This is a genomic window from Bacillus sp. ISL-4 (genome assembly GCF_018613275.1).
Lineage (GTDB): Bacteria > Bacillota > Bacilli > Bacillales > DSM-1321 > Peribacillus > Peribacillus simplex_E.
In genome coordinates, this window is record NZ_JAGGQN010000050.1 from 25,063 (window position 1) to 49,890 (window position 24,828).

Genomic DNA, 24,828 nt, shown 5'->3' on the forward strand with positions numbered 1-24,828 from the left:
ATTTCTTAATGATGATGTTCATGACTTTCTTCTTGTTTTTGCATCCCTTTTTGCAAGAACTTCAATTCACTTTCAGACAGTTTTCCTACGATAAACTGTTTTTGAGGCATAATGATTGAACCATCGTTACTAGCATGAACTTTTATATAGTATAGGCCATCACTATCAAAGTTTTTACTTAAAGTATAAGTACCGTTTCCCTCTTCCTTAGCTTGTTCCATACTATATTTGAGCGAGCCATCTTGTTTCCATATCTCAAAATGAACATAATCTGCGTTTTCAACCATTTGACCACCTTGAGTAAGAACAGCCTTCATGGTCTCCTGTGTATTAACTGAAAAGGATTCCGGTATAATTATTTCAGCTTCAAGGGGCGTTTCTTCTTTGTATAGATTAGTGACATCCTTTTCAAGTGAACAAGCACTTAGAAATAAGCTGAAAATAAAGATTAAAGAACTACCTATATATTTTTTCACGGCAAAAGCCACCCTTTACATTTCAAATTATGCATTCAAAAACTTCTTAACTGCAGAAATTCTTTTAATAATTAACCAGTCAATTAGCCAAACAACAATAAGAGACAAACCAACCAAAGGAAACAAAATTCCTAGACCTATTAACAGAAATAAAAAGAAGTTCATGTTCTTTATATTAGGAGCTTTTGGTGCACCGAATCCGTTTTTCGGCTTTCGCTTCCACCATAAATAAAAACCACTAAATGCAACAAGCATGATTCCTAAACATATAAGAAGGCTGACTATTTGGTTAATCAAACCAAATTGAGTCCCTTTATGCAAGGTAATTCCCCAAGCAACTATTTTTCCTATTAAACCGTAATGATCATAACGATAATCAGCTAGAACTGCACCGGAATATTGGTCAATATGTATAGTCGCTTCATCTTGTGCTTTCGGTGGAAAAGCTGACAATGTATAAACGCCATCAGTTTCATTTGGAATATTAATGCTATAACTTGGATGCATACCCTCACGACTCGCTATCGTGACTACATCATCAATGGAGACTGGGATAAACCCCTGAATATCTGAGATAGGTACATCTAAATTTTCTGCTGCCCAAGGAACATCTACAATGTCTTTTGTTTTAATTGAGGATGTTGGAGCACTTCCTGTCCATATGGAAGGAGGATACCCAGATCCGGAATTGGTAGCTAACGATTGAAAATTACTTCCCCAAAAACCAGACCAAGGCAATCCTGTCATAATTAAAAATAACATGCCCGCAGTTATCCAAAAGGCAGGTACTGCATGTATATCTCTTCTGAAGTTATTTTTTCCTTTATTTATTCTTGGAAAAAGAACACCAGAAAGTCTTAGCTTACTTTTGGGATACCATAAATAAAGACCAGAAACAATTAACACAACTGCCCAACACGCAGCCAACTCTACAATTCTATCTCCCAAGGTGCCGGCCATCAGTTCACCATGAATTTCTTCGATTTTATCCATAATTCTGTCTTCATCATTTAACTCTCCAATAGATTTACCTGTATACGGATCTATAAAAATGGTAAGGGACTCATTATTAGAAGTGATGCTTACTTCGCTTGAACGAGATGCATTTTCTCCAGGATGATACTTTGTCACTACTGCATCAGGGTAAAGTTTCTTCACTGACTCAATCTGCTGGGATGCTGGTATCTTTTCTCCTTGCGGAATAACCTCTTGGTAGTTTTGATAAAGCACTTGTTCAATCTGTGGCTTAAATAAATAGATTGAGCCAGTAACTGCCAGAATAATAAGTAAGGGTGCAAAAAAAATTCCAGCGTAAAAATGCCATCTCCATACTGTTCTATACAGAGAGGTGTTTGGTTGTTTAGTTTCCATTTATACAGAACCTCCGAGTAATACTAATAAATTCACCTATAATAGATGATAAAAGAAAATTGTGAGAAAAATATGAAATTTATTTTAAAAAAGGAAGTTTGTATTTGTTAAAGATTAAATGGTCATATCGACTAATTAGAACGACTGTAACTAAGGAGTGAACTTGCAGCAAGTAGTAGAGTAAGAATGGAATGAAGGGAAATGAGGTAAATACGGCGAAAGTAATCTATAGAAATGTGATGAAGATAAGCATCAAGATCTCAATGTAAACGGATCAGGTAAACGGCTAATGAACCGATGTTGAAGACAAACGCATGAAGCAAAGCAGCACTCTTGAAAAAAGAAATTGTGTAAATCGTAAAAAACTTTAAAGGAGTGACGAATATGCATAATAAGGATTGTTCCAAAAAGTGTCAGTGTTTCATCGTACCTAACTATATTCTTGAGAATTTGGCACAAAATGAAGTGGAAGAAGCACGGATCAGTTTAGCGAAAAGCCGTCAAATGCGCAGGCGCAGAATCTTTAAAGATTATGATATTGACGGTGTTGTCGCTTTAACGGATGCAGGATCTGAACGTCAAGGTGAATCTGCCCGACATGTTTACGATTGTAAAGGGGGAACGAAACTCCGGCAGAATGAGGCAAGGAAAGAAGGAGATCGATCAAGTGCAGACCCTGTTGTTAACGCTGCATACGATTATAGCGGAGTTGTGCGTGACTATTTCAAGGATGTCTTGCACCGCAATTCAATTGATAACCAAGGCCTTGATCTCATTCTGAACGTTCATTATGGGAATAAATTCACGAATGCCTATTGGGATGGGGATGAAATGGTATTTGGTGACGGCGATGGGGTCATCTTTAGCAATTTTGCCAATTCACTCGATGTAATTGGACACGAACTGACACATGGGGTTACGCAGTTCACAAGTGGATTGGAGTATGAAGGTCAGTCCGGGGCTTTGAACGAACATCTTTCGGATGTGTTTGGAGTTGCCATTAAACAATTTCACTTAAAGCAAACGGCAGGAGATGCCGATTGGTTAATCGGTGCTGATATAATGGGACCAACACTGAAAGGGCAGGCACTCCGTTCAATGAAGGCGCCAGGTACTGCATTTGACAATAAGTTAATGGGTAAAGATATTCAGCCTGATCATATGAAGAACTTCTATAAAGGTGAACGCGATAATCATGGTGTCCATATCAATAGCGGTATACCGAACAAAGCCTTTTATCTAGTATCCATGGAGATCGGAACGGACAAGGCGGCTTTGATCTGGTTCAATGCGATGCAGAATTTATTTGCAACGGCAAACTTCAATCAATTCGTGCAAATTGTCATCAAAGCAGCGCAAAAACTTGTTGATAGCGGAGAAGTGCCTGAAACAGCTATTGGAACAATTGAAAATGCTTTTAAAGCGGTTGGATTGCCTGAGTAGTCATATTCCATGAATAGGAGGACTCATCTAACATGCATATCAAATTTAGCTGCATAGGGGGATTTGCCAACCTCGACTTGAATTGCCAGATAGATACGGATGAATTGCCGAAAGAGCAAAATGAGGAATTGCAGAACTTAATGAAGACAGCTGACCTTCCTAATGCTGCCGAAAGTAAAAAAGTAAAAGCGCAAGGGTTCGACTCGTTTTCATACCAACTGGATATAGCAGATGAAAAGAAGAAGCAGTCTTTCACGTTTACTGACATAACAGCTCCAGAGGACGTGCGGCCCTTGTTGGATTATTTACGGAATTTAGCGATTGAAAAAAAGATGGCAGAATAACCACGTCAAAAAAAGTCTATCATCACGATAGACTTTTTTTGACGTGTCTTAAAACTTCACAAAAATGTCATTTTATTTCACTTTTATATGAATTTTGGCTGTTTGTTCTCTAAATGGACACAAATTAACAAGAAAATAGTAATCTGAGCAGCAGATTTTAAAAGGAAATTCGAGATTTTGTATAGAGTGAGCCAATTAAACAGGCAATGCAGTCACAAAGGGGAACGAATTTTGATAGAGGTAAAATCAGATGGATTTTACAAAAAATTCATAAAATAGGATAATAGTCGCATGGAGGTGAATGGCATATCAAGAAATGAAAGTGACGATAGACAGAAATATAAAAACCCCTAGGTGAGGACGTCCTGGAAGACATCACCTAAGGGCTTGGGAGCAGGAGTATACCTGCCTCTATATCCAGTATACTCCAAAAAAAATGAATAGGGAAACGGGGAGTGAATGGAAGGATGATTCGCAAAAACTATATAATGAATAAAGAAACAGTGGGAATGATGGAGAGTTACGATCCAAATGGTGTAGAAATGACCATGGTAGTGGAAGGAGAGAACACATTCCATGTTGCCCAACCGCGACAGGAAATCCTGAATAACACGCTGAACCACTTTGGACTGGATCTGGATGGTGGACTTGCAGCAGCCAAATCCGTGCTTGGCGGAAAATACAGACTGCCTGTCTGCATAAACGCCCAGCTGGGAATGGTCTGGTTCTCCTCCCGCTCTTTCCGGAAAAGGGGAGGGATCTGGTTTTCCTACATCCACATTCGTGATCTCGAAGAAATGAACGAAAAAGAAACCTTGGTCCACACAAACTACGGACATTGCCTCCCTGTAGACTTAAGCAAAAATCAGCTTGCCTTCAAAAGGGATCAAGCATCCTATCTGCAAACGACCTTCCATGAACGCTCTTTAGGCAAAAAGACCTTTAATTACGAACCGGGAAGCGGAATCACCTTTTGTAAAGAACCTGGAGAGGTCCATTACAGGGTGAAAGGGAAGGAATAATTAAATCAATGAGAGGAAGATCGCCGAATTGGCGGTCTTTTCTATTTCCAACATATCATTGATCGTTTCTGCTGCCTTCTAGTTTAGTTTTAATGAAATCAATCCATGTTCTAGTTGCGTATGAGAGATAACTGTCCTTTTTCCAAGCGATGCCGATTTGCCAGTTAATACTGGGGTTAAGGTGAATGACTTTAATCTTTCCTTCACTGACATCAATTTGCTCTAGGTCACTTTGAGGGAGGATCGTTATTCCTTGATTAAAGGAGACCATTTCCATGATGAATTTCCACTGCGAAGTTTCGCAAATGACGTTTGGTTCAAATCCGTTTAGCTTACATGCCTGCATGATCAATTCATGGACTTGGTAGCCCTCCCGAAAAATGATGAAGCTTTCTTCCTTTAAATCTTCCCACATTACCGTTTCTTGATCGGAAAGCCGATGATTCTGATGGACAACAAGACATAAATTGCCTTTCATGAATGGAATGCTTTCAAACTCATCATCAATCGGCAGGGGCATCACCACTAAATCAAGTTCGCCTTGAAGTAGGGTGTTTTTTAAATGGAGGGCGCCATCCTCCACAAAACGCACAGTGATGAGGGGATATTCTTTGTGGAATAGAGCCATGAGTTCAGAGAAAATGTCCGTTCCTAGCGTAGAAAAAATGCCCATTTTTATATTTCCCTTTTTACTATTCTTTATATCATCCAATTCGTCATAAAAATGCTCGATTGATTGGGAAATGCGTTGACTGTATTGATAAAGTAATTTACCTGTATCAGTAAGCTCAATCTTTCTTGTGGTTCTGGTCAGCAGCTTAACATCCAGTTCCTTTTCTAAATCTTTAATGGATTTACTGATGTTTGGCTGTGATAAGAATAAGTGTTCAGCCGCTTTAGAAAAGCTGCCATGATTAACGACTTCAGTAAAATACTGTATTTGTTTGAAATCCATGATTGCACGTCCTTATTTATTACTAAAATTTATAGAATATATCATTATTATATATTTCACTTATATTTTATAAAATATTATATTTGAATAGTAGTTGATGCTTAAAACATTTCGATGGGGAAAAGGGAAGTAACAAATGCTTCAATCCAGGTATAACAGTATAGGGGAAAAGAAAGAGGGGGATACCTTCACTAAACAGCAAAATTGGCTTGGAGCCAGTTAAGGATGAATTTTGATCTCACATCTTTTTAAATGATGAAAGATAAATCCAATGAAATTTTTTCCTTGGTGTTTTTTTATGAAGGAACCCTTATTGGATTATAGAGACTCCTTTCATGGATTAAGTAAGCAGCCAGCATTTGCTAATATTCACCAACTATTTTAACAAAATATAGAGAGTAACAGGAGTGCACATTATGGGTACAATCGGAATTTTAATTGCAATTGCTTTAATCGTCATTCTGGCAATGAAGGGTTTTAGCATAGTCATTATTGCCCCGCTAGCCTCCATTGTAGTCATCGTGACGAATGGCATGAATTTCTTTCCTTCTTTAATTGGAAATGAAACATCATTCATGACAGGCTTAACGGGATTTTTAATAAATTATTTCGGTATCTTTTTATTAGGTGCCATTTTAGCACAGTATATAGAGAAAAGCGGTGCAGCGCAGGCAATTGCGCAAAAGGTACTGTCCATCACTGGTACAGAAAAACCATTTTCTGTATTAATGGCCATTTATGCAATCAGTGCCATTTTAACTTTCGGTGGCATTAGTTTATTTGTCGTGTTATTCGTGGTCGTTCCACTAGCGAAGCCATTATTTAAGCAATTGAATATCGGATGGAATTTAGTCGTGATACCGGTATTTATGGGAATCGGGACATTTACAATGACGATGCTTCCTGGATCGCCATCCATTCAAAACGTTGTACCCACGACATATTTGGGCACGACGTTAACGGCAGCGCCTTTAATTGGAATCGTCACAACTTTTATCGCAATAGCAGTTGGTGTCTTTTATTTAAGATACACATTGAATAAAAGCTTGAAGAATGGTGAAACATTTGAGCTGTATGCAGATAAAGATGAAGGAAAAGTCATCTTAAAAGAAAAGATCCCTTCCTTTTTCATAAGCATTTTACCGATTCTGGTATTAATCATCATCATTTTTGAAGGAAGTGCCATGAATGTTGCCAATATCGTATTAATAGGCTTGGCGGCAGCGATATTAGTGGCAGCTGTATTTTTCCACACTTATATTCCGTCACACAAAATGGCACTTAGCTTAGGTGCGGATGGATCGGTCACACCCATTTTCTTTACGTCAGCAACCGTTGCTTTCGGTGTCGTGATCACGATGGCACCAGGGTTCAAAGTGATTTCGGATTTCATTTTAGGAATTCCGGGGAATCCATTGATTAGCTTATCAGTCGCATCGGCCGCACTTGGCGCCATTACAGGTTCTTCATCAGGGGGCCTTGGGATCGCCATGGAGGCATTTGCACAATCATACCTTGATATGGGAGTGAATCCGGAGGCAATGCACCGAATTTCAGCCATTGCATCGTCTGTATTTACAGGCTTACCGCATGCTGGTGCCATTCTTTCATTGTTCGCATTGACAGGCTTGAATCATAAAAATGCCTTTAAATATTCCTTCTATAGCATGACATTACCGAACTTATTGGGCCTGATCGCCGCATTGGTGCTAGGCATCATGTTCTATTAAACACATCCTGGGATGGTCCAATTTAAGGAGGTGATATGGAGTGGCAAAATCAATGCGTGAACAAGTGATCGGTACATGGTCATTGGTTTCATATGAAACGCAAGACGCTGATGGTAACGTGCTTTATCCATTGGGCAAAGACGCAAAAGGCTTCATTATGTATAATCCCGATGGATATATGTCTGCCCAGCTCATGGCATCTGGACGACCTGCATATAAATCCGGGGACTTGCACACAGGCACTACAGCGGAAATGGCAGCAGCGGCACATGGATATTTAGCCTATTCAGGTCCTTTTGAAGTGGATGAAGAAAAACGTGAGTTGATTCATCATATGGATGTCAGTATGAATCCAACCTGGCTTAGCCAGGCACAGCCTCGAATCGCGAAAATTGAAGGAGACCAAGTGGTTATTTACAATGGACTTCACCCAGAAGACAAACTGATTTGGAAACGTGTAAATAAAAACTGAAATTCTATCGAAAATACGTAACAAGGGGAGAAAGTATCATGACAAACGAACGCACAGTAATCATAACAGGGGCAGCACAAGGGATTGGGTACGCTATTGCAGAATCCTTCATCAATAATGGGGATTTTGTAGCCATCTTTGATTTAAATGAAGAGGCGGCTATAAGTGCAGCTGAAAAATTAGGCAATGCAAAAGGCTACAAAGTGAACGTAGCAGACGAACCAAACGTAAAGGCAGCCATTGAAAAAGTAATTGCGGAACGAGGCACTATTGATGTATTAGTCAATAACGCAGGACTGCAATTCATCTCTCCAGTCGAAGATTTCCCAGTAGAAAAATGGGACCTTGTGAATGATGTAATCCTTAAAGGAACCTTCCTATTGACCAAACATGCACTGCCAACCATGCAAAAACAGAAAAAAGGACGCATCATCAATATTTCGTCTGCACACGGCCGAATCCCGGATGCATACAAATCTGCCTATTGTGCCGCAAAATTTGGTCAAGTTGGCTTTACAAAGGTAACCGCACTGGAAAATGCATTGAATGGCATTACATGCAATACGATCATGCCCGGACCAGTACGTACGGAATTAATCGAAAAACAACTGCCAATCCTTGCAGAACAAGATGGTACAACAGTTGAAGAAGCATTAAACCACCACATCCTAGGCAAACAATGGATCAAACGTTTACTCGAACCAGCAGAAATTGGTGCAACAGCCGTATTCCTTGCTTCAGAAGGTGCAGCAGCCATCACTGGTGAAGAAATCGGCGTTACTGGCGGAATATAATATATAATTTTGTTACACATAGTATTCCCCCTTCCCGGGGAACCTTCTATAACATGACCGTTTGGTGTACTGGCACCAGCGGTCTTCTCTATGCTTTTATTCGAAAAATTAATAAAAAGCTAAAGCCTATACAGGTCTTTAGCTTTTTTCTCGCGGTTAATCTTCCACTAACCCGATTTAAGACATCTTTTTTATCTTTCAAACCGTCCAGTATGCGTATTTTCTCGATTTATAAGTGCATCACCAAGATTGATTCTGCTCATAAGTCTCTCATGGTCCGAAGGAAAACGTTCTTTAATGTTTGCAACTCCCTCTATTGTTGGGATATTACCATTAGGCACAGGACGTTCTTCTCTTTGAAATCCGGGGTTCAAACTATCATTAATCATTACAGGTCTGTCAATTGTATCGTTGTCATCATTATTATTAGTGGGATTATTAGTTAGGTCTCTATCAAGGTTCCCGGCATTATTAAATGAATCATTGTTATTATCTTGTGACATATATATCACTCCTTCGCTTATATTATCCGCCGATGGCATTAATCTATTCGCAAGCTGTACTTATCCCTTATCCGTATAGTAACGAATTCTGTCTTTTCTAATCCGCAACAACGCCAATTTTCTTGAATTGTCATCAAGTACGAAGGGCCAAAAGGTTTTTTTTATGAAAAGATATTAAAAAAACTTATTAATATTATTATTGACTTACATTTTAAATTGTCTTACAATTTCAATGTAAATAGTCAAAACATTCAATCAAATGGAGGGGGAGCTTTTTTTACGAGCTGATTCACTTCAACATGAAGCATGACCACATATTGTAGCGTACACTTTATGTCGATTCGAAAATGACATAAGTCTTGTCATAATTTCAATATCTGTATGTCTAGAGTTATCAAAGTATGAATGCTTTAGAAAAAATGAAAGCGAATACATTAATCGTTGGAATGGAGTGAATAACTTGAAAAATCAATCAAACCTTGCTGAATCTACTGTGATTGTTCCGGAGGTCGTTAGTAAGAAACCCAACTTCATCACGAAGTTCAAAACATCTTATGGTCCGGGGATTCTTGCCGTGTTAACGTGGCTTGGAGCCGGAGATCTGGTGACTTCATCGGTTGCCGGGGCTGATTATGGATATAGCTTAATGTGGATTTTAGCTCTGTCATTAATCCTTCGTTTTCTTATCGTTAATGTTATCGCCAGATTCCAGCTCTGTAACACAGAGGGGTTAACCATACTTGAAGGATATGGACGTATCCACCCATTCTTCGGTTACTTCATGTTTGGTTATGCATTAATAATGGGTCATCTTTTTAATGCATATATGATTAAGGGAGCGGGAGAGGTATTATCGACCCTATTCCATGTTAACCAGCCATTCTTAGCTTCAATGGTAGTTGTGGGATTAGTTTTTATGCTTATTGGCAGAAATATTTATAATAGAATTGAAAGTGTAATGAAAGTACTTTTGGCATTATTGACCATTGCCTTCTTGTTCCTGGCCATTCAAGCAACACCGGATGTGGGGCAAATCATTAAGGGAACAGTTGGTTTTAGCATTCCAAGTGATACTGGCGTTCACGGAGCATTATTGGTAGCGATTTCAATTATCGGTGCAGTGGCAGGATCGATTTCGAACTTTGTTCATCCATATTTCATGAAGGAAAAGGGCTGGACGAAACCGAGTCATGTAAAGGTTCAAAGAAATGATTTGCTGTTTGCCATCGGAGTTTGCATCGTGATTAATTTGGCCATTTGGGTTGTTGGGGCAGAAATTTTAAAACCGAAGGGAATTCATGTGGAAACGATTGATGACTTGGCAATGGCATTACAAATGTCGTTAGGACAATTTGGCTGGTACATTTTCTATCTTGGTGTATTTGGCGTATTGTTCGCGAGTGTAGTAGGCAAGTCAACTGGTTTTCCTAGATTGATAGTAGATGCCTTTTACGTAATAAATAAGGATCGTCGCGAAAAGTACAATGGTAAATATGAAAAAGATCCAATGTATAAATGGGTTATAATTTTTGTATTGGTTACCCCAATCATTTGGTCCATCCCCGGCATGCCTGGTTTCATCGCATTGACAATTGGCGTAAATGCAATAAACATAATCGGTTTTCCTATTATCGCAATTGGGATGCTGGTGCTATCAAATAAAAAAAGCTTAATGGGAAAATATAAAAACAATTGGTTCGAAAATATTATTCTATCTTTAGCTTCCATTTTAGCGGTTTGGTCCGCCATTCAATTAGCTACAACCTTTTTTTAAATAATGGTAGATTATAGGTAGAGGTATTTCAAAATACATGTGTCTGCATTTGATCCCGATGGGGTCCTACTTTATTGGAAGTGAGGGTATCAATGATGAAACCGAAAGTAATCATTTATAAGAAAGTGGATCAAGAAGTGTTGGATTATATTCAAAAGACTTGTGATGTCGTTTATTTTGAAGGTCTTGACTCACAAAATTATCCTGAATTTCTTCAAGAGCTGAGGAACGCACAAGGTATATTAGGTTCAGGATTAAAAGTGGATAAAACTTTACTGGATCAAGCACCGCAATTAAAAATCGTCTGTAATTCGTCAGTTGGTTATGACAATTTGGATATAACGGAGCTGTCCAATCGAGGAATCATGGCCACGAACACTCCCGAGGTATTGAATGAAACAGTCGCAGATACGATTATGGGCTTGATGTTGTCCACAGCGAGAAGAATGCCAGAGATGGATCAAATGGTAAAGTCAGGGCAATGGACATCGAACATCGGAGAAAAATCGTTTGGGGTGGACGTCCATCATAAAGTATTAGGGATTATCGGCATGGGCGGAATAGGTTCTGCCGTTTCAAAAAGGGCACGTTTTGGATTCGATATGAACATCCTCTATCACAACAGATCTAGAAATGAAGAAGCAGAACAAAAGTATGGAGCTACATACTGTTCTCTGGAAGAACTTTTAAAGCAATCTGATTTTGTCTGCTTGATGACACCGCTGACTCCCCAAACTGAAAAGATGATGGGGGAAAAAGAATTCAAGCTCATGAAAGAGACTGCCATCTTCATCAATTGTTCAAGAGGGAAAACCGTTGATGAAGAAGCCTTGATCACTGCGCTTAAAAACGGTGAAATTCACGCGGCAGGACTGGATGTTTTTGTACAAGAGCCCGTCATGGAAGACAATCCATTGCTTTCCATGAAGAATGTCGTCACTTTGCCTCATATCGGTTCCGCAACATATGAAACCCGCCTGAAAATGGCGATGCTGGCAGCAACCAACCTTGTAGCCGGATTACAGGGAGAAACTCCGCCTACCTTGATTAAAGCTGGTGTAAAGGTGAAGTGATTTCTTAAACAGCATTTATAGATTAAGATGGATAGCCTTATTTGGGGCTATCTTTTTTTTGATCTCGAATTATTCAATATTTTTACTTCTTCTGCAAAACAAACAAGCCCTCACTATAAAGGAGTGCTTCAGGCTGTAGACAAGCTTGTTACTATAGATTTCCACTCCAGGCACTCGCTTTCCGCGGTTGGTCCGCCCTCGGCGCTGCCTGCGGGGTCTCCCTTGGATGCACCATTCCCGCAGGAGTCTCGTGCCTTCCGTTCCAATCACCTTTGTTTTAGAAATCAGAAACCTCTCTATAAAGGAGGGGATGATTTATATGGATATAGTTTATGCTACGTCTGATTGTTTAATGGAATCAACGTAATGGTTTGCTTTATCCTGGTCAAATCCGCCTTCCCACTTCGACATGACAATCGCCGCCAATGAGTTCCCAACGACATTAACCGCTGATCTTCCCATATCCAAAATTCGGTCGATACCGGCAATGAACGCAACACCTTCCAACGGCAGTCCCATTGAACCAAGTGTTGTTAAAACAACAACGAATGACGCCCCTGGAACGCCAGCCATTCCTTTTGACGTTAACATCAATACTAGTAACAAAGTAATCTGTTGTGTAATGGACAGATCAATACCATACATTTGTGCCACGAAAAGTGAAGCAAGTGCTTGGTATATCGATGAGCCGTCTAGATTAAACGTATAGCCTGTTGGAATAACAAAAGAAGTAATGGATTTAGGGCAGCCAAACTTCTCCATTTTGTCCATAAGCCTTGGTAATACCGACTCTGAACTTGCTGTTGTAAAGGCCAAAATCAGTTCATCCTTTAACACTTTCAGGATAACAAAAATGCTTGTACCAGACATTTTCGCTATAATTCCAAGAATGACGAACACGAAGAATATCATCGTCACATAAACAGCAATTACCAGGTTCCCTAAAGGAATTAATGTTTCGATACCAAATTTGGCAACAGTTACACCAATGAGTGCAAACACACCAAAAGGGGCAAATTTCATGACTAGATTCGTCACCCAAAACATAACTTCCAAGACACCTTCAAAGAATCCAAGAATAGGCTTTCCTTTTTCGCCTATCGCAGCCACACCTAAGCCGAATAAAACAGAAAAGAAGATAATCGGTAATAAATCCGCTTGAGCCATTGATTCAAATACATTTTGAGGAACAATATGTGAAATTGTTTCACCAAAGCCACTGCTTCCAGCCGTCTTTGTTGTTTCTTCATATTTTGAAATATCACTTTTTTCAAGACTGCTTGTATCTAAACCAGTCCCCGGATGGAACAAGTTTGCCGCCAGTAATCCAATAACAATGGCAATTGTGGTGACAATCTCGAAATAAAGAAGGGTCTTCCCGCCTAATTTCCCTAGTTTTTTAATATCGCCGACTCCCGCTATTGAGACCACTAATGCTGCCATGACGATCGGGATGACAATCATTTTAATTAAATGAATGAAAATATCGCCGATAGGTACCATAATGGCCATGGCTGTTTCATTACCATGGAATAAAGCACCGACTACAATACCTAGTACAAGTGCAATAAAAATTTGAGTAGCTAAGCCAAACTTTTTCATTTGAATTCCCCCTATCATTTTGTTAACGCTTTCAATTTTTAGATTATTTTAAGTTTATGATCAGCCTACCGGAACCTACTGAAACCTACTGATATTTACAAGTAATAGAAAAAATAAAAATTTCAGTTAAAACCCCTCTCTCTTTTTAACCATTTCATGTGTTATGTTTTTATAAAGTGACTGGGGAGGGACCGTGTTGAAAAAGAGTATAAGGATATTATTATTGATTATGATTGCGGTGCCTCTTGCGGGTGAATTCAAGTTTTATCCATTCGACGGTACATTCAGAGTCAGTTTGGGAACTCCCGTCTTTTTCTTGTTTTTGCTATGGGGAAGGGGGATCCACCCGATTATTGCAGGCATTTTAACGGGGATGAGTGTGTTTGTTTATCGTTTTTCACTGGCTGTCGGAATACGGGACATATCTGTTGAGGAAGCGATGTATCTTCATTTTCCCGCCTTTTTCTATTATTTCATCTACGCGTTCGCATTTCATAAGACTAAATTGAACGAACGCCACGAACAGCCTTTAATGATCGGGCTTTTAGGGGTATTGATCGAGCTTTTTGCAAGTGTATCCGAAATGGCGATCCGTTCCTTCTTGGCAAATCAGGACACACCCTTGCTAGCCATTGACCAGCTCGTTTTAATTGCCTTTATTCGAAGCTTTTTCGTTCTCGGCTTTTTTAATATATTAAAGCTGAGAGAAGCAAAATTCGCAGAAGCGGAGCAGCGCATGCAAAAGGAACAAATGCTGCTTTTCATTTCAAGTTTGTATGAGGAATCGGTTCAACTGAAGAAAACGATGCAAAATGCGGAAGAAATCACCCGCACTTGTTATGACTTTTACCGTCGATTAAAATCAGAGGGGACTAATGGAAGCGATGCGCAAACGGCCTTGCAGATTGCCGGTCTCGTGCATGAAATCAAAAAAGATAACCAGCGGATTTATGCGGGGCTGTCGGAACTCATGTCTTCCGAAAACCTGCAGGAATATATGAATATCGAAGAGCTTGGTAACATCATGATTGTATCCAATAGACGATATGCTGAGTCCCTTCGCAAAGATATTTCATTTTCCTTGCATATAGATGGTGACCATCCGCCCTACCAAGTATATATGGTATTATCATTAATAAATAATTTATTGGCCAATGCAGTGGAAGCGATCAAAGAAGAGGGATACGTATCATTGCATGTGAAAAGGAAAGATCAATTCGCGGAGTTTTGCATCAGTGACAATGGCCCCGGCATTGCACCGAAGCAGAAGGAAGTCATTTTTACAGCAGGATACACAAAGAAATTCGATGAGGCGGGAAACCCTTCGACAGGAATCGGGTTATCGTATGTGAAACAAACTGTTGAAAAATTTGGAGGACAAATCAGGTTAATGGATAACTATAAAGAAACCGTATTCAGCGTAGAACTTCCGATTGATGCGATTATGGAGAAAGGGTTAACGAGATGAATTATTTCATTATAGATGACGATCCTGCCATTAGAGGAATGCTGACAGAGATGATTGAAGACGAAGATTTAGGCAAAGTTGTGGGAGAAGCAGAAGACGGATCGTTAGTGAATAATGGCGTACTGTCTTTTAAAAAGGCAGACATTGTCCTAATCGATTTGCTCATGCCAATTAGGGACGGAATTGAAACGATCAGGGCTCTTGCTGATGGATTTCAAGGAAAGTTTGTGATGATTTCGCAAGTGGAATCGAAAGAACTGATTGGAGAGGCGTATAGATTAGGGGCGGAATACTACATTACAAAACCGCTGAACCAAGTTGAAATTTCATGCATATTAAACAAAGTGAACGAGAGAATACTGGTGGATCAATCGATCCAGGGCATTCAAAAATCGTTGAACGTGTTTACGGGCCGCCCGAAGTCTTCGAAAGTGTCCTCCTCTCATACAAAAAATATTATCGAAGCCGGACGTTCCTTAATTTCCGATTTAGGTATGATTGGCGAAGGGGGAAGCGAGGATTTACTAAACATTTTAGGATTCCTTCAAAGTGAAAAGAAAAGACTTGGTTCCGCCTACACGTTTCCATATTTAAAGGAAATTTTTGCTGGAATTGCTGCTGGAAAGCTGGGAGATCAAGCGAAAGAGGCCGAAATCCAGAAAGAAATGAAAGCCTCTGAGCAGCGTGTCCGCCGCGCTCTTAACCAGGCCCTCATCCATATCGCTTCACTAGGATTGACGGATTATATGAATCCAAAATTCGAAGCCTATTCATCCACATTTTTTGATTTCTCGGAAGTCCGCAAAAAAATGTTGGAGCTAGAAGACAAAAGCAAAAAAGTAAGCAGCCAGAGCCGTAATAACATGAAAAAGTTTATCCAAGTGCTGTTTATGGAAGCAAGACAGATGATGAAATAATAAACCAGAAACACAAGTATAATAGATTGAAAATTCACAAAAACATTTTCATATTTTTCAATGGAAGAAACAAAAAGACAAACCCGTTTATATGGATTTGTCTTTTTGTTTTCTAATAGTTGATTAATTCCATCGCTCTAACTTTGGGATGCCTCTAGTAAAAAACTTAGCCATAAATTTAGGCATTTTCATATTTTCCATCATATGACTTTGAACAAATTTTTGCATTTCCATCGCAGTAATGTTTTGAGTGAATTCACCATTTATATAACAATGGCTGCAATATTTAGTGCTTTTACTACCATCTTTTTCCGTTCCTCCACCTAATTCATCCTTAGATAGCGGCATTCCGCAACTCTGACATGCTTTATATTTTTTCATTATAAATTCTCCTGCAAATGTTTTATTCTAAACATTATCTAACAAACAAAATTAAGTCAAGTTGACGTGGGTGTTGCAGCTATTATGAAAGGCAGGACTAGCGAAGCATTAGGTTTTCAAATAATCATAAAAATAACCAGTCAAGCTACTCGCTCAACTGGTTAAGGCTTTACATGTTAAATTAGAGTTTAAAATGACGAGTTATTATGGCAACTGTTGTGCAATATACATTGATATAGTTCTGAAAATGTGATAAATTAGTATAGAAACACATTTGTCAATATACAATAACAGTTTATCCCTTACTATAAGTATAAGGTAAAGCTCACCTCTAGTCAACCCCTATTTTTATTTTTTGAAGGAGTGTCTGATATGAACGATGAAATTCGGCAGGAGCAAGAACGTTTGGATGGGGTGATAGAAACAATTACGAAACAAATCAGCAAAATTGAAGGAGAAACTTCCCAGCGCAGAAAAGAAGTTGTTAATATCCGTAAACACTTTTGGGATGACCTCAAGGTTAATATGGATACTTTCGATGATTACCTCGAGACCATCATTGGCTTAAGGCAACAGGCTCAAGCCTTGTCAGAACGCGAAGGAGCACATAGATATTCCTACAAGAGGCTATCTACACTGCGCCGTATGCAGGAAGTTCCTTATTTCGGTCGGATCGATATCACTGAAGAAGGGTCCGCCCTTACGGAACATATTTATATTGGGACCTCCACTCTTACTGATACAACAGGAGAAAACTTCATTGTCTACGATTGGAGGGCTCCGATTTCGAGTGTTTATTATGACTATCCTCCCGGCCCCGTAGAATACTCTACTCCCGGAGGCATGATTTCTGGGATGCTGGAGAAAAAGTGGCAATATATCATCAAGGGAGGCGTTATCGAATCAATGTTCGATACGAGTCTCACCATTGGAGATGAGATCCTGCAGCAGGTGCTTGGCAAGGGAACAGATAAGCATATGCACAGTATAGTGTCCACCATTCAACGGGAGCAAAATAGGATCATCCGGAACGATCGCGGACGTCTGCTCATTGTTCAAGGTGCCGCTGGCAGCGGCAAGACATCAGCTGCCCTCCAACGGATCGCTTACTTGCTCTACAAAAATCGTGAAAGGCTAAAAGCCGACCAAATCATTTTATTCTCTCCTAACTCAATGTTTAATAACTACGTATCAAATGTGTTGCCCGAACTTGGCGAAGAGAATATGCAGCAGGTAACATTCCAGGAATACTTGGACCATCGTCTGACTGACTCGTTTCAAGTTGAGGATCCTTATGAGCAATTAGAATTTTTGTTGACTGCAGCGGACGATCCTTCCTATAGCACAAGGACAGCGAGCATCCAATTTAAGGCATCGATTCGTTTCTTTGAGATAATCAAAACATACAGACAATCACTAGAACGATCTGGAATGATCTTTAGAGGGTTAAAGTTCCGGGGGGAAACGCTCGTCTCCGCCAAACAAATCTCAGAAAGATTTTATAACACAGATACCACAATACGTTTTCACAATAGGGTTGAAAAGTTGAAAGAGTGGTTATGTGAGTTACTTGATGAAACGGAAAAGTCTGAGTTGAGAAAACCTTGGGTCCAGGAGGAAATCGAGTACCTCAGCAAAGAAGACTATCAAAAGGTATACACCTACCTAGAGAAAAAACGCGGCCTTAATGAAGATTCCTTTGACGATTATGAGAAAGAGCATAAAATGCTCACGCGTATGATTGTTCGCAAGAAATTGAAGACGTTACGCAAACGGGTAGAAGCACTTCATTTTATCAATATTAAGGGAATATACAAGCAACTCTTTGACGAACAAATACGGAGTGAACTGTGGAATGAGGGTGAAACACCTGTCGAAAGGGAAATATGTATATCAACGCAAAAAATGCTGGACGAAGGTAAACTGCATTACGAAGACGCGACACCATTTTTGCTGCTGAAGGAGCTAATTGTAGGATTTCAGACGAATACTTCTATAAAATACGTGCTTGTAGACGAAGCACAGGACTATTCTCCATTTCAATTCGAGTTTTTGAAACGGTTGTTTCCATCAGCAAGGATGACCGTGCTCGGTGACTTTAACCAGGCAATATTTGCACATGCCAGCGAACGGGTGGATTTCCAGACTCTTACCAGTTTATACGGAATAAGTGAAACCGAGAGTATAACCTTGGATCAAAGCTACAGATCCACAAAGCAGATTATAGAATTTACACGTGAACTAGTTCCTGAAGGCCATCGAATTAAGGCATTCGATCGTGAAGGCGAGAGGCCTGTATTGACTCAAGTGTCCAGCCGTGATGAATTGCACCACAAAATCGCGGCTAAAGTCAAAGACTTTCAAAGTCGTGAATATAATACCATCGCAATAATATGTAAATCCGCTGCCGAAAGTGCCGCTGCATACGATGCCCTTAGTATCCTTGGTGAAATTAAACTCGTACAAAAAGGCACGAATGAATATGAACAGGGTGTTGTTGTTATTCCGGCTTATTTGGCCAAAGGCATCGAATTCGATGCTGTAATCATATATGATGCATCTGTGCAAACATACGGTGATGAGAGCCTGCGAAGATTGTTCTACACCGCATGTACCAGGGCTATGCATGACTTACACATATATACGGTTAGCGAACCCAGTCCTTTCTTGCAAAACGATGCAACGAAGCGTTTACTTCTGACATAGTAGCGCTTCCTTTTTTCTCCTTTAATTTTATTGTTCTTTTATCAAATACTATAAAGAATCTTTAGAAAAGGAGGAGATGAATTGACTAACGAGAAAGAACAGGTGGAAACGGGAGGAAGCCAGGTGACGGGTGAATCAACAACTCAAACAGTTAATGATGGTCATTATCATTATCCAGGGCCCGTGGAAGATGGCTATAGTGGAAATACAGGAAGAGCAGTACAGCCTGCCGGGAAAGAAAATCGCGATATTCCTCAGAACAAAGACACATTTAATTACACTCGTCTTTTAAAGTAGGACCTTCCAACAAACAGCTTTTTTGAAACCTGTGTAGACTTTGGTTCTATGCAGGTTTTTTATTGGGTACGACCTCGTTTTTAATTTATAACAGTTCGGACATAATATACTTGGAGGTGAAGGAAATGAGTAAAAAGACAGGAAGAGGTCGCATCGCACCAAGTGTTAACCCGCAGGGACATGGAAAAGATGTGGAATTCTCCACTGAGCCAAAAAGCGATCTTGAAAACAAGGCAAAAAAGTCCAATACAAAATAAGCGCATTGGGCAAAAATATGGTCATACTTCATAAAGAATGCCCTTCTCTTAGTCGAGAGGGGCTTTATGCTATATAAATGTGTTTAGGGAAGACAGGACTAGTTTAGATTAGAAACTTTTAACTTCCACCATTTTTTCTGCAATTAGTTTGAAATCTTTTTCACTTATCTCAAAATGGCCAAATCGAAAAGGATAACCCCAACGCTTCTCATTTTTAATGAAAGCGAGGTGTGGAATTAATGGATGAATCGATGTTTCTGTACAACTGATGAAATCTATATTTCTTCGGAAAGGCATGAAATCATTTCCCATATCAAATTGAAAAACATCATCATCGATAACTTTCCCTAAAGCAGTAAATTTTTGATGCGGAGTACTTTGCTTAAGACTTACCTTTGAAGAGTAATAAATGATCCAATCCCCATTTTTCATCTTTTTTAAAGGAGCCTCTTTCCCATGACAAACCTTGGGCGAATCCACCATCGATACCCTTCATTACATGGTCGCGAGAAGCAACTCCAATCCAATACCTTGTATTGTTTTGCACTTGAGTCAGCAACCGCAATTATCACTTATGTTATCATCTTGGGTTGATTTTGAAACAGGAAAGTTCATCTCCTGCCACGCCGCAATACCCCCGGTCAACTCTTTAACGTTATAACCTCGTTCTAATAAAACCTTTGCCACTTTGGCAGCAGTATTGCACCAGACATCCCAGCAATAAACAATGATTTCCTTTTCTTTTGGTATTTCATTTAAACGATTCTGTAATTCTTGTTCAGGTATAACATTAGCATCCTTAATGGTTAAACTTCTTAAATGAATGGGACCGTTTCTTACATCGATTAAGAAGTACTTCTCGGGATCCATTTGCTTGGATCTCGAATAATCCATAGGGCTTATTGTTGCTTGAAGACGTGCATTAAAATAATCAAGTGCGTTCATATTTTATTACCTCCTGTTTTCTATAGTGACCTCCAAATTTTTACGAGAAAATCTTTAAGCAATAGTCTTTCCTGCTGATTTAAAGGGTCTAAAACTTCTGATTCTACATTAGTTAAAAATTCCCAACGCGAATCCAATACATCATTGCCTTTTTCAGTAATCAGAAGGCTATAGGACCTTCTGTCATTAGGATTTCTTGTCCTCTCAACAAATCCCAATTTTTCCAAATGGTCAATATGACTCACCATTGTCGTCCGATCGATTTGTAGGTTTTCAGAAATATCTTTTTGTGATGAGTAAGGGTTTTCCTGAATGAATAAAAGCACACCATATTGTCTGGAGTTAATATCAAATGGGATAAGTCCTTCAGCAAACTTACTTTCCATTTGCTGCAAAGCCTTTCCAAGTAAAAAACCATAAGATTGATTCCATTTATTCAATTGAACTTTCACCTCCTGTGATAATCAGTTATTAATATAATCAGTTTAACTGATTAATTTCCGAAAAACAATAAATATTTATAGTGTTTGCATATATCAGCCCTTTTTTTATCGCATATTACGTTTTTGAAGCAGTGAAATGTGAAAGAATAGCAGGATGGAGCTGCCTTTTAAAAAAACGCCAAATACATTTGTCGCTGTGCTAATATGAAAGACTGAGCTTAATAAAATGGAGAGGAGTTACAAATGAAAATAAATCGATTAATAGCGAACAATATAAACCATTTAGATGCAGCACTGCCAGACGATCAATCATTAGGAATTGCTGGTTTATCCGGTTCCGGGAAAACGACTTTTTGTCAAACCATTGGGGAAGAATCCAAAAAGCGTCTCGTGTCCTTATTGCCGAAGTCTGAATATCAGTATTTATTTCCTACTATTATGGAAACCAACTTCAGCGCCATCAAGATGGAAGAAATGCCGCTTGTCCTTTTTCTCGGCAAATCATCCATCTCAGCCAATCCCCGTTCAACCATTGGCACACATACTGGTGTGTTTAAAGAGATTCGTGTTTGTCTTGCTGAAAAATTCAATCTTTCTCCGGAAGTTTTTTCCTTTAATAATGCCTTAGGCTGGTGTCCTAGCTGTAAAGGGCGCGGTACGACGAAAAATGTCGAGTGTCCTAAGTGTGAGGGGAAACGCTACAATCAAGACGTCGAGCAATATACCATTGAATTATTAGATCGCCCGCATACTATTTCCGATATCAACAACTTAAGCATTGAAACAATCCTTTCACTTGCAGAGACATTACATATTAGTGAAGCTAAACAGCATATTCTCCAAAATATAATCAATATGAATATTGGCTATTTAGGCTTGAACCGTATTATGGGGACAGTGTCAGGGGGAGAATTAACCCGGCTGTATTTGGCCGAATTCATGGCAACAAGTGAAAATACCGTGATCATCATTGATGAAATCTCCGTCGGTCTTGATCATCAAACCCTATTAAAAATTTTGGAACAGATTGAGCAATTAGGTTATAAAAATCAAATTTGGCTCATTGATCACTCGGACACGGTGTTAGATAGCACAGATGAACAATTATTCTTTGGACCTGGCAGCGGAAAATATGGCGGGAAAATCGTTGAGGAATCACCACGTCCCAAACCAATCAGCTGGGAACGAAATGAAGCGACGCCAACGGAATACTATCAATTTCAGGATCTTTACTGCCGTAATATTCAAATGAAGGAAATCCGGATTCCCAAGAATAGGCTCGTTACCTTTACGGGTGAGTCGGGATGCGGTAAATCTACACTTGTCAATGAATGTATCTCCAAGGATTTTCAGAAACGGTATCCAAAGGATAAACTGGTCATGGTCGGGCAGGACCGAAACAAATCGATTACAAGTCGATCAACCGTTGCGACGTTTCTTGATATTAAAAAGAAACTTACCAAATACAGTGATGAAATTGATGATATTTTTCTGCGTTCGATTGAAGATATCATCGAAGAATTGCCAAAGGAAGACATCGCTCATAAACGCTTGAGCTTATTGATCAAACTTGGCCTTGGTTATTTGACGTTAGAAAGAAAAACACAAACACTATCGACGGGTGAATTTCAATGTGTCCACTTAGTATCCGAGCTGTTCGCAAAGACAAGAAACCCACACACGCTGTTCATTTTTGACGAGCCTTCAAAAGGGTTATCGCAAAACATTTTAAACCAATTCATCGATAGTGTCAGGGTCATCCTGGAGGATGAATCCGTCTCCATCATCATGATTGAGCATAATGGTTATATGCTGGAAAGCTCGGATTATATCGTTGATTTTGGTAAAAGACAGCTTGCACCTGTCCAACATCTTGATGTTGTCAGTCATGATGAGCATTATCGTCACAAAGACAGTGGAGATCGAGTGGAGCCATTGCAAATCTCTTCCACACTTCGGTCAAAAAATGGTATCAATTATTTACAGGAAAATCATTTGGACTATTTCAAAAAGGCAGAGAACGTCTATAAGGGCGGCATTTTAAAAAGCTTATCACCAATTGCCCGTGTGATTTATGGTGAATACGAGTCAGACACGATTGCACCTGTGATCGCCATCGATCTTGAACGGCACTTATACAGCCAATTTACGTTTCTTTATGAAGTGGGCGGAATGATCAACCATCTAGTCGCTGCACATCCGACCAATAAAGATACAAGAAGCTTTGATTTCTATTCTGCAGAAAATCATTGTCCAAGCTGTTCGGGCCGCCGGGTCATTGAAAAATTTGACTTTGATGTCGTCATTCAAGACAAAAACGTGCCATTCTGGGATGGCTTATTACATCCGGACGTGATGGAAGTATTAAAATATTATCAACATTCAAAACTGCAATTCCTGTTTGATGAGATCAAGAACGAACTCGGTCACGACATTAGTAAAAGCTATAATGAGATGACAGATGCAGAAAAGCAAACCTTCTTATATGGATATTGGGAAAAGTCCTTTTATGATAAAGCAGGCAAGGCATCAAGAATTTGGGAAGGATTCAATTTCATCATTGGACGTTATATGTTCATATCGAAATCGATCATTAAAGAGCAGATGAAAGCATCAAAAGAGATGATCGCCTGTCCAGTCTGTCAAGGAACGATCCTGAACCATCATAAAAAACTGGTATTTGGTAATACAGACATTCGCGATATCATCCAACAGCCAATTGATGAAGTCATCAAAATTGTCGGGAAGCTGCCAGAACTGGAAAAACTAAAAGCAATCCTAGGCGGCGATATCGCACTTACTGATGATGTCTCATTCCTTCCTCGGGAAACAAAAGCAGCGTTGAAAATGCTCGAACTGGAACTGGCAAGCTTCGTCGGCTATGAAGTGGTCTTACAAAATACCCTGCCATTCTGGGACAGCATCAAAGGCAATATCGAAGCAATCAGCAGCAAAAACCAGATCACCATCTGTGACTTTGCCGATATTAACGAAACAAGAGAAACCATTATTGATAAATACTTCACCAATGGCAAATACAAAAAACTAACCTATGTCTATGAAACATTTGGCTACAAAAAAATCGTTACCCAAATCAATAAAATTAAAGCAACTCATAAATGCCCATTCTGTAATGGAAAGAAAGTAATTTCAGAAGATAACCTCCATGACGGTGTATATAAATTAACCATACCCTGTGTGAGTTGTCATGCCAGTGGCATCAATGATGAAGGGCGTAAAGCAATCGTCGAAGACATCGACGTACAGACCTGGCTGACAGGGAAAGTAAGCGATGTTGTAGCTGAAAGTGAACGTACTGAGGCCGTTGCCGATATCCCGATTTTCGCCCGGATTCGTGAGCTGAACAAACGAGATATGATGGCGGTTTATCAATGCCTTGAACAAAAAAATAAATAATACAGCACTCTATTGCAAAAAGCCCGCCGTAATAGCGGACTCAGACTGTAGACAAACTCGATGAAAATCGGGTTTGTCTACAATATTTTTAGGTTTTTAAACTTTGCCCGTTGATTTCCACTCCAGGCACTCGCTTTCCGCGGGCGGTCCGGGAGCCTCCTCGTCGCTTTTGCGCCTGTGGGGTCTCCCTTGGACTCGCTTTTCCCGCAGGAGTCTCGTACCATCCGTTCCAATCAACTTTGTTTTTAAAATTTAGATAGAACCCCTTTTGTCTACAAACTAAAAGTCCGCTGTAAATGGCGGACTTCTATTTGAATATAAAAGAGGTTCAGAGTCCGAATAGTGAGTGAAGGTCGAACATGAACGGTCGAATACTATGTGGGGTAGGTAGAATACTGTGCGTGAACGGCCGAATATTGTGTGGTTTAGGTCGATAAA

Annotated in this window: 23 protein-coding genes; 14 read left to right on the forward strand and 9 right to left on the reverse strand. The window is 39.6% G+C overall.

Annotated elements, in window-relative coordinates; all coding sequences use genetic code 11:
- Positions 1-5: 5 nt before the first annotated feature.
- Complete coding sequence (locus tag J7J00_RS24230; RefSeq protein WP_214795305.1) at positions 6-476, reverse strand: FixH family protein; 471 nt, start codon at positions 474-476, stop codon at positions 6-8.
- A 27-nt stretch (positions 477-503) separates the two neighbouring features.
- Positions 504-1,847, reverse strand: a complete 1,344-nt coding sequence (locus J7J00_RS24235) for a PepSY-associated TM helix domain-containing protein (protein ID WP_214795307.1) — start codon at positions 1,845-1,847, stop codon at positions 504-506.
- A gap of 384 nt (positions 1,848-2,231) precedes the next feature.
- Between J7J00_RS24235 and J7J00_RS24240 the strand changes: the two genes are divergently transcribed.
- The 3 genes from J7J00_RS24240 to J7J00_RS24250 all read left to right on the forward strand — a co-directional run bounded on the left by J7J00_RS24240 (position 2,232) and on the right by J7J00_RS24250 (position 4,656).
- Positions 2,232-3,290: a M4 family metallopeptidase gene (locus tag J7J00_RS24240; RefSeq protein ID WP_214795309.1), complete on the forward strand. Its 1,059-nt coding sequence runs from the start codon at positions 2,232-2,234 to the stop codon at positions 3,288-3,290.
- Positions 3,291-3,322: 32 nt separating this feature from the next.
- Complete coding sequence (locus J7J00_RS24245) at positions 3,323-3,634, forward strand: protealysin inhibitor emfourin (RefSeq protein WP_214795311.1); 312 nt, start codon at positions 3,323-3,325, stop codon at positions 3,632-3,634.
- Positions 3,635-4,122: 488 nt separating this feature from the next.
- Positions 4,123-4,656, forward strand: a complete 534-nt coding sequence (locus tag J7J00_RS24250) for a competence protein ComK (protein ID WP_214795313.1) — start codon at positions 4,123-4,125, stop codon at positions 4,654-4,656.
- 55 nt (positions 4,657-4,711) lie between these two features.
- On the opposite strand, the gene J7J00_RS24255 is transcribed toward J7J00_RS24250, so the two are convergent.
- Positions 4,712-5,611: a LysR family transcriptional regulator gene (locus J7J00_RS24255; RefSeq protein WP_214795315.1), complete on the reverse strand. Its 900-nt coding sequence runs from the start codon at positions 5,609-5,611 to the stop codon at positions 4,712-4,714.
- Positions 5,612-6,027: 416 nt separating this feature from the next.
- Between J7J00_RS24255 and J7J00_RS24260 the strand changes: the two genes are divergently transcribed.
- The 3 genes from J7J00_RS24260 to J7J00_RS24270 are packed head-to-tail and all read left to right on the forward strand — an operon-like array spanning position 6,028 to position 8,607.
- Complete coding sequence (locus tag J7J00_RS24260) at positions 6,028-7,341, forward strand: GntP family permease (protein ID WP_214795317.1); 1,314 nt, start codon at positions 6,028-6,030, stop codon at positions 7,339-7,341.
- Positions 7,342-7,381: 40 nt separating this feature from the next.
- Positions 7,382-7,813 (forward strand): lipocalin-like domain-containing protein, encoded by a 432-nt coding sequence (locus J7J00_RS24265; protein ID WP_309487237.1) that lies wholly within the window; start codon positions 7,382-7,384, stop codon positions 7,811-7,813.
- 38 nt (positions 7,814-7,851) lie between these two features.
- A complete protein-coding gene (locus J7J00_RS24270) occupies positions 7,852-8,607 on the forward strand; it encodes a 3-hydroxybutyrate dehydrogenase (RefSeq protein ID WP_214795319.1) in 756 nt (251 codons plus the stop codon).
- Between the two features lie 191 nt (positions 8,608-8,798).
- On the opposite strand, the gene J7J00_RS24275 is transcribed toward J7J00_RS24270, so the two are convergent.
- A complete protein-coding gene (locus J7J00_RS24275) occupies positions 8,799-9,110 on the reverse strand; it encodes a hypothetical protein (protein WP_214795320.1) in 312 nt (103 codons plus the stop codon).
- 451 nt (positions 9,111-9,561) lie between these two features.
- Here J7J00_RS24275 and J7J00_RS24280 point away from each other — a divergent pair, with 451 nt between their 5' ends.
- Together J7J00_RS24280 and J7J00_RS24285 are read left to right on the forward strand one after the other, a co-directional pair.
- Positions 9,562-10,884, forward strand: a complete 1,323-nt coding sequence (locus tag J7J00_RS24280) for an Nramp family divalent metal transporter (RefSeq protein ID WP_309487238.1) — start codon at positions 9,562-9,564, stop codon at positions 10,882-10,884.
- Positions 10,885-10,979: 95 nt separating this feature from the next.
- Entirely contained in the window at positions 10,980-11,957 is a 978-nt protein-coding gene (locus J7J00_RS24285) for a 2-hydroxyacid dehydrogenase (RefSeq protein ID WP_214795324.1), read from the forward strand.
- Positions 11,958-12,287: 330 nt separating this feature from the next.
- Here the strand turns inward: J7J00_RS24285 and J7J00_RS24290 are convergent, their stop codons facing one another.
- Positions 12,288-13,559, reverse strand: a complete 1,272-nt coding sequence (locus tag J7J00_RS24290; protein WP_214795326.1) for a cation:dicarboxylate symporter family transporter — start codon at positions 13,557-13,559, stop codon at positions 12,288-12,290.
- 196 nt (positions 13,560-13,755) lie between these two features.
- Here J7J00_RS24290 and J7J00_RS24295 point away from each other — a divergent pair, with 196 nt between their 5' ends.
- On the forward strand, positions 13,756-15,027 hold the full coding sequence (locus J7J00_RS24295; RefSeq protein WP_214795328.1) for a sensor histidine kinase: 1,272 nt from the start codon (positions 13,756-13,758) through the stop codon (positions 15,025-15,027).
- Positions 15,024-15,944, forward strand: coding sequence for a response regulator (locus J7J00_RS24300; protein ID WP_214795330.1), 921 nt, complete (start codon positions 15,024-15,026; stop codon positions 15,942-15,944). Before J7J00_RS24295 ends, J7J00_RS24300 begins: the two co-directional genes overlap by 4 nt.
- Before the next feature lie 123 nt (positions 15,945-16,067).
- Here J7J00_RS24300 and J7J00_RS24305 read toward each other — a convergent pair whose 3' ends face one another.
- A complete protein-coding gene (locus J7J00_RS24305) occupies positions 16,068-16,325 on the reverse strand; it encodes a zinc ribbon domain-containing protein (RefSeq protein ID WP_214795332.1) in 258 nt (85 codons plus the stop codon).
- 372 nt (positions 16,326-16,697) lie between these two features.
- Between J7J00_RS24305 and helD the strand changes: the two genes are divergently transcribed.
- The 3 genes from helD (at position 16,698) to sspL (ending at position 19,585) form a co-directional block, all read left to right on the forward strand.
- Entirely contained in the window at positions 16,698-19,031 is a 2,334-nt protein-coding gene (gene helD / locus J7J00_RS24310) for an RNA polymerase recycling motor HelD (RefSeq protein WP_214795334.1), read from the forward strand.
- A gap of 81 nt (positions 19,032-19,112) precedes the next feature.
- The gene (locus J7J00_RS24315) at positions 19,113-19,328 is read left to right on the forward strand and encodes a hypothetical protein (RefSeq protein WP_214795336.1); all 216 of its coding nucleotides are present in this window, start codon (positions 19,113-19,115) and stop codon (positions 19,326-19,328) included.
- A 125-nt stretch (positions 19,329-19,453) separates the two neighbouring features.
- Complete coding sequence (gene sspL / locus J7J00_RS24320; RefSeq protein WP_034304091.1) at positions 19,454-19,585, forward strand: small, acid-soluble spore protein L; 132 nt, start codon at positions 19,454-19,456, stop codon at positions 19,583-19,585.
- Positions 19,586-19,693: 108 nt separating this feature from the next.
- Here sspL and J7J00_RS24325 read toward each other — a convergent pair whose 3' ends face one another.
- The 3 genes from J7J00_RS24325 to J7J00_RS24335 form a co-directional block, all read right to left on the reverse strand.
- Entirely contained in the window at positions 19,694-20,017 is a 324-nt protein-coding gene (locus J7J00_RS24325; protein ID WP_309487239.1) for an EVE domain-containing protein, read from the reverse strand.
- 120 nt (positions 20,018-20,137) lie between these two features.
- Entirely contained in the window at positions 20,138-20,530 is a 393-nt protein-coding gene (locus tag J7J00_RS24330) for a rhodanese-like domain-containing protein (RefSeq protein ID WP_214795338.1), read from the reverse strand.
- Positions 20,531-20,550: 20 nt separating this feature from the next.
- Positions 20,551-20,970, reverse strand: a complete 420-nt coding sequence (locus J7J00_RS24335; RefSeq protein ID WP_214795340.1) for a MarR family winged helix-turn-helix transcriptional regulator — start codon at positions 20,968-20,970, stop codon at positions 20,551-20,553.
- Positions 20,971-21,216: 246 nt separating this feature from the next.
- Between J7J00_RS24335 and J7J00_RS24340 the strand changes: the two genes are divergently transcribed.
- Complete coding sequence (locus J7J00_RS24340; RefSeq protein ID WP_214795342.1) at positions 21,217-24,390, forward strand: ATP-binding cassette domain-containing protein; 3,174 nt, start codon at positions 21,217-21,219, stop codon at positions 24,388-24,390.
- Positions 24,391-24,828 lie beyond the last annotated feature (438 nt).

Excerpts from the sequence above, each read along its gene's own strand:
- J7J00_RS24285 (WP_214795324.1), top strand. The coding sequence starts at position 10,980 with ATGAAACCGAAAGTAATCATTTATAAGAAAGTGGATCAAGAAGTGTTG.
- J7J00_RS24340 (WP_214795342.1), top strand. The coding sequence starts at position 21,217 with ATGAAAATAAATCGATTAATAGCGAACAATATAAACCATTTAGATGCA.
- J7J00_RS24305 (WP_214795332.1), bottom strand. The coding sequence starts at position 16,325 with ATGAAAAAATATAAAGCATGTCAGAGTTGCGGAATGCCGCTATCTAAG.
- J7J00_RS24260 (WP_214795317.1), top strand. The coding sequence starts at position 6,028 with ATGGGTACAATCGGAATTTTAATTGCAATTGCTTTAATCGTCATTCTG.
- J7J00_RS24240 (WP_214795309.1), top strand. The coding sequence starts at position 2,232 with ATGCATAATAAGGATTGTTCCAAAAAGTGTCAGTGTTTCATCGTACCT.
- J7J00_RS24275 (WP_214795320.1), bottom strand. The coding sequence starts at position 9,110 with ATGTCACAAGATAATAACAATGATTCATTTAATAATGCCGGGAACCTT.
- J7J00_RS24330 (WP_214795338.1), bottom strand. The coding sequence starts at position 20,530 with ATGAACGCACTTGATTATTTTAATGCACGTCTTCAAGCAACAATAAGC.
- J7J00_RS24290 (WP_214795326.1), bottom strand. The coding sequence starts at position 13,559 with ATGAAAAAGTTTGGCTTAGCTACTCAAATTTTTATTGCACTTGTACTA.
- J7J00_RS24255 (WP_214795315.1), bottom strand. The coding sequence starts at position 5,611 with ATGGATTTCAAACAAATACAGTATTTTACTGAAGTCGTTAATCATGGC.
- J7J00_RS24245 (WP_214795311.1), top strand. The coding sequence starts at position 3,323 with ATGCATATCAAATTTAGCTGCATAGGGGGATTTGCCAACCTCGACTTG.
- J7J00_RS24235 (WP_214795307.1), bottom strand. The coding sequence starts at position 1,847 with ATGGAAACTAAACAACCAAACACCTCTCTGTATAGAACAGTATGGAGA.
- J7J00_RS24325 (WP_309487239.1), bottom strand. The coding sequence starts at position 20,017 with ATGAAAAATGGGGATTGGATCATTTATTACTCTTCAAAGGTAAGTCTT.
- J7J00_RS24300 (WP_214795330.1), top strand. The coding sequence starts at position 15,024 with ATGAATTATTTCATTATAGATGACGATCCTGCCATTAGAGGAATGCTG.
- J7J00_RS24270 (WP_214795319.1), top strand. The coding sequence starts at position 7,852 with ATGACAAACGAACGCACAGTAATCATAACAGGGGCAGCACAAGGGATT.
- helD (WP_214795334.1), top strand. The coding sequence starts at position 16,698 with ATGAACGATGAAATTCGGCAGGAGCAAGAACGTTTGGATGGGGTGATA.
- J7J00_RS24250 (WP_214795313.1), top strand. The coding sequence starts at position 4,123 with ATGAATAAAGAAACAGTGGGAATGATGGAGAGTTACGATCCAAATGGT.
- sspL (WP_034304091.1), top strand. The coding sequence starts at position 19,454 with ATGAGTAAAAAGACAGGAAGAGGTCGCATCGCACCAAGTGTTAACCCG.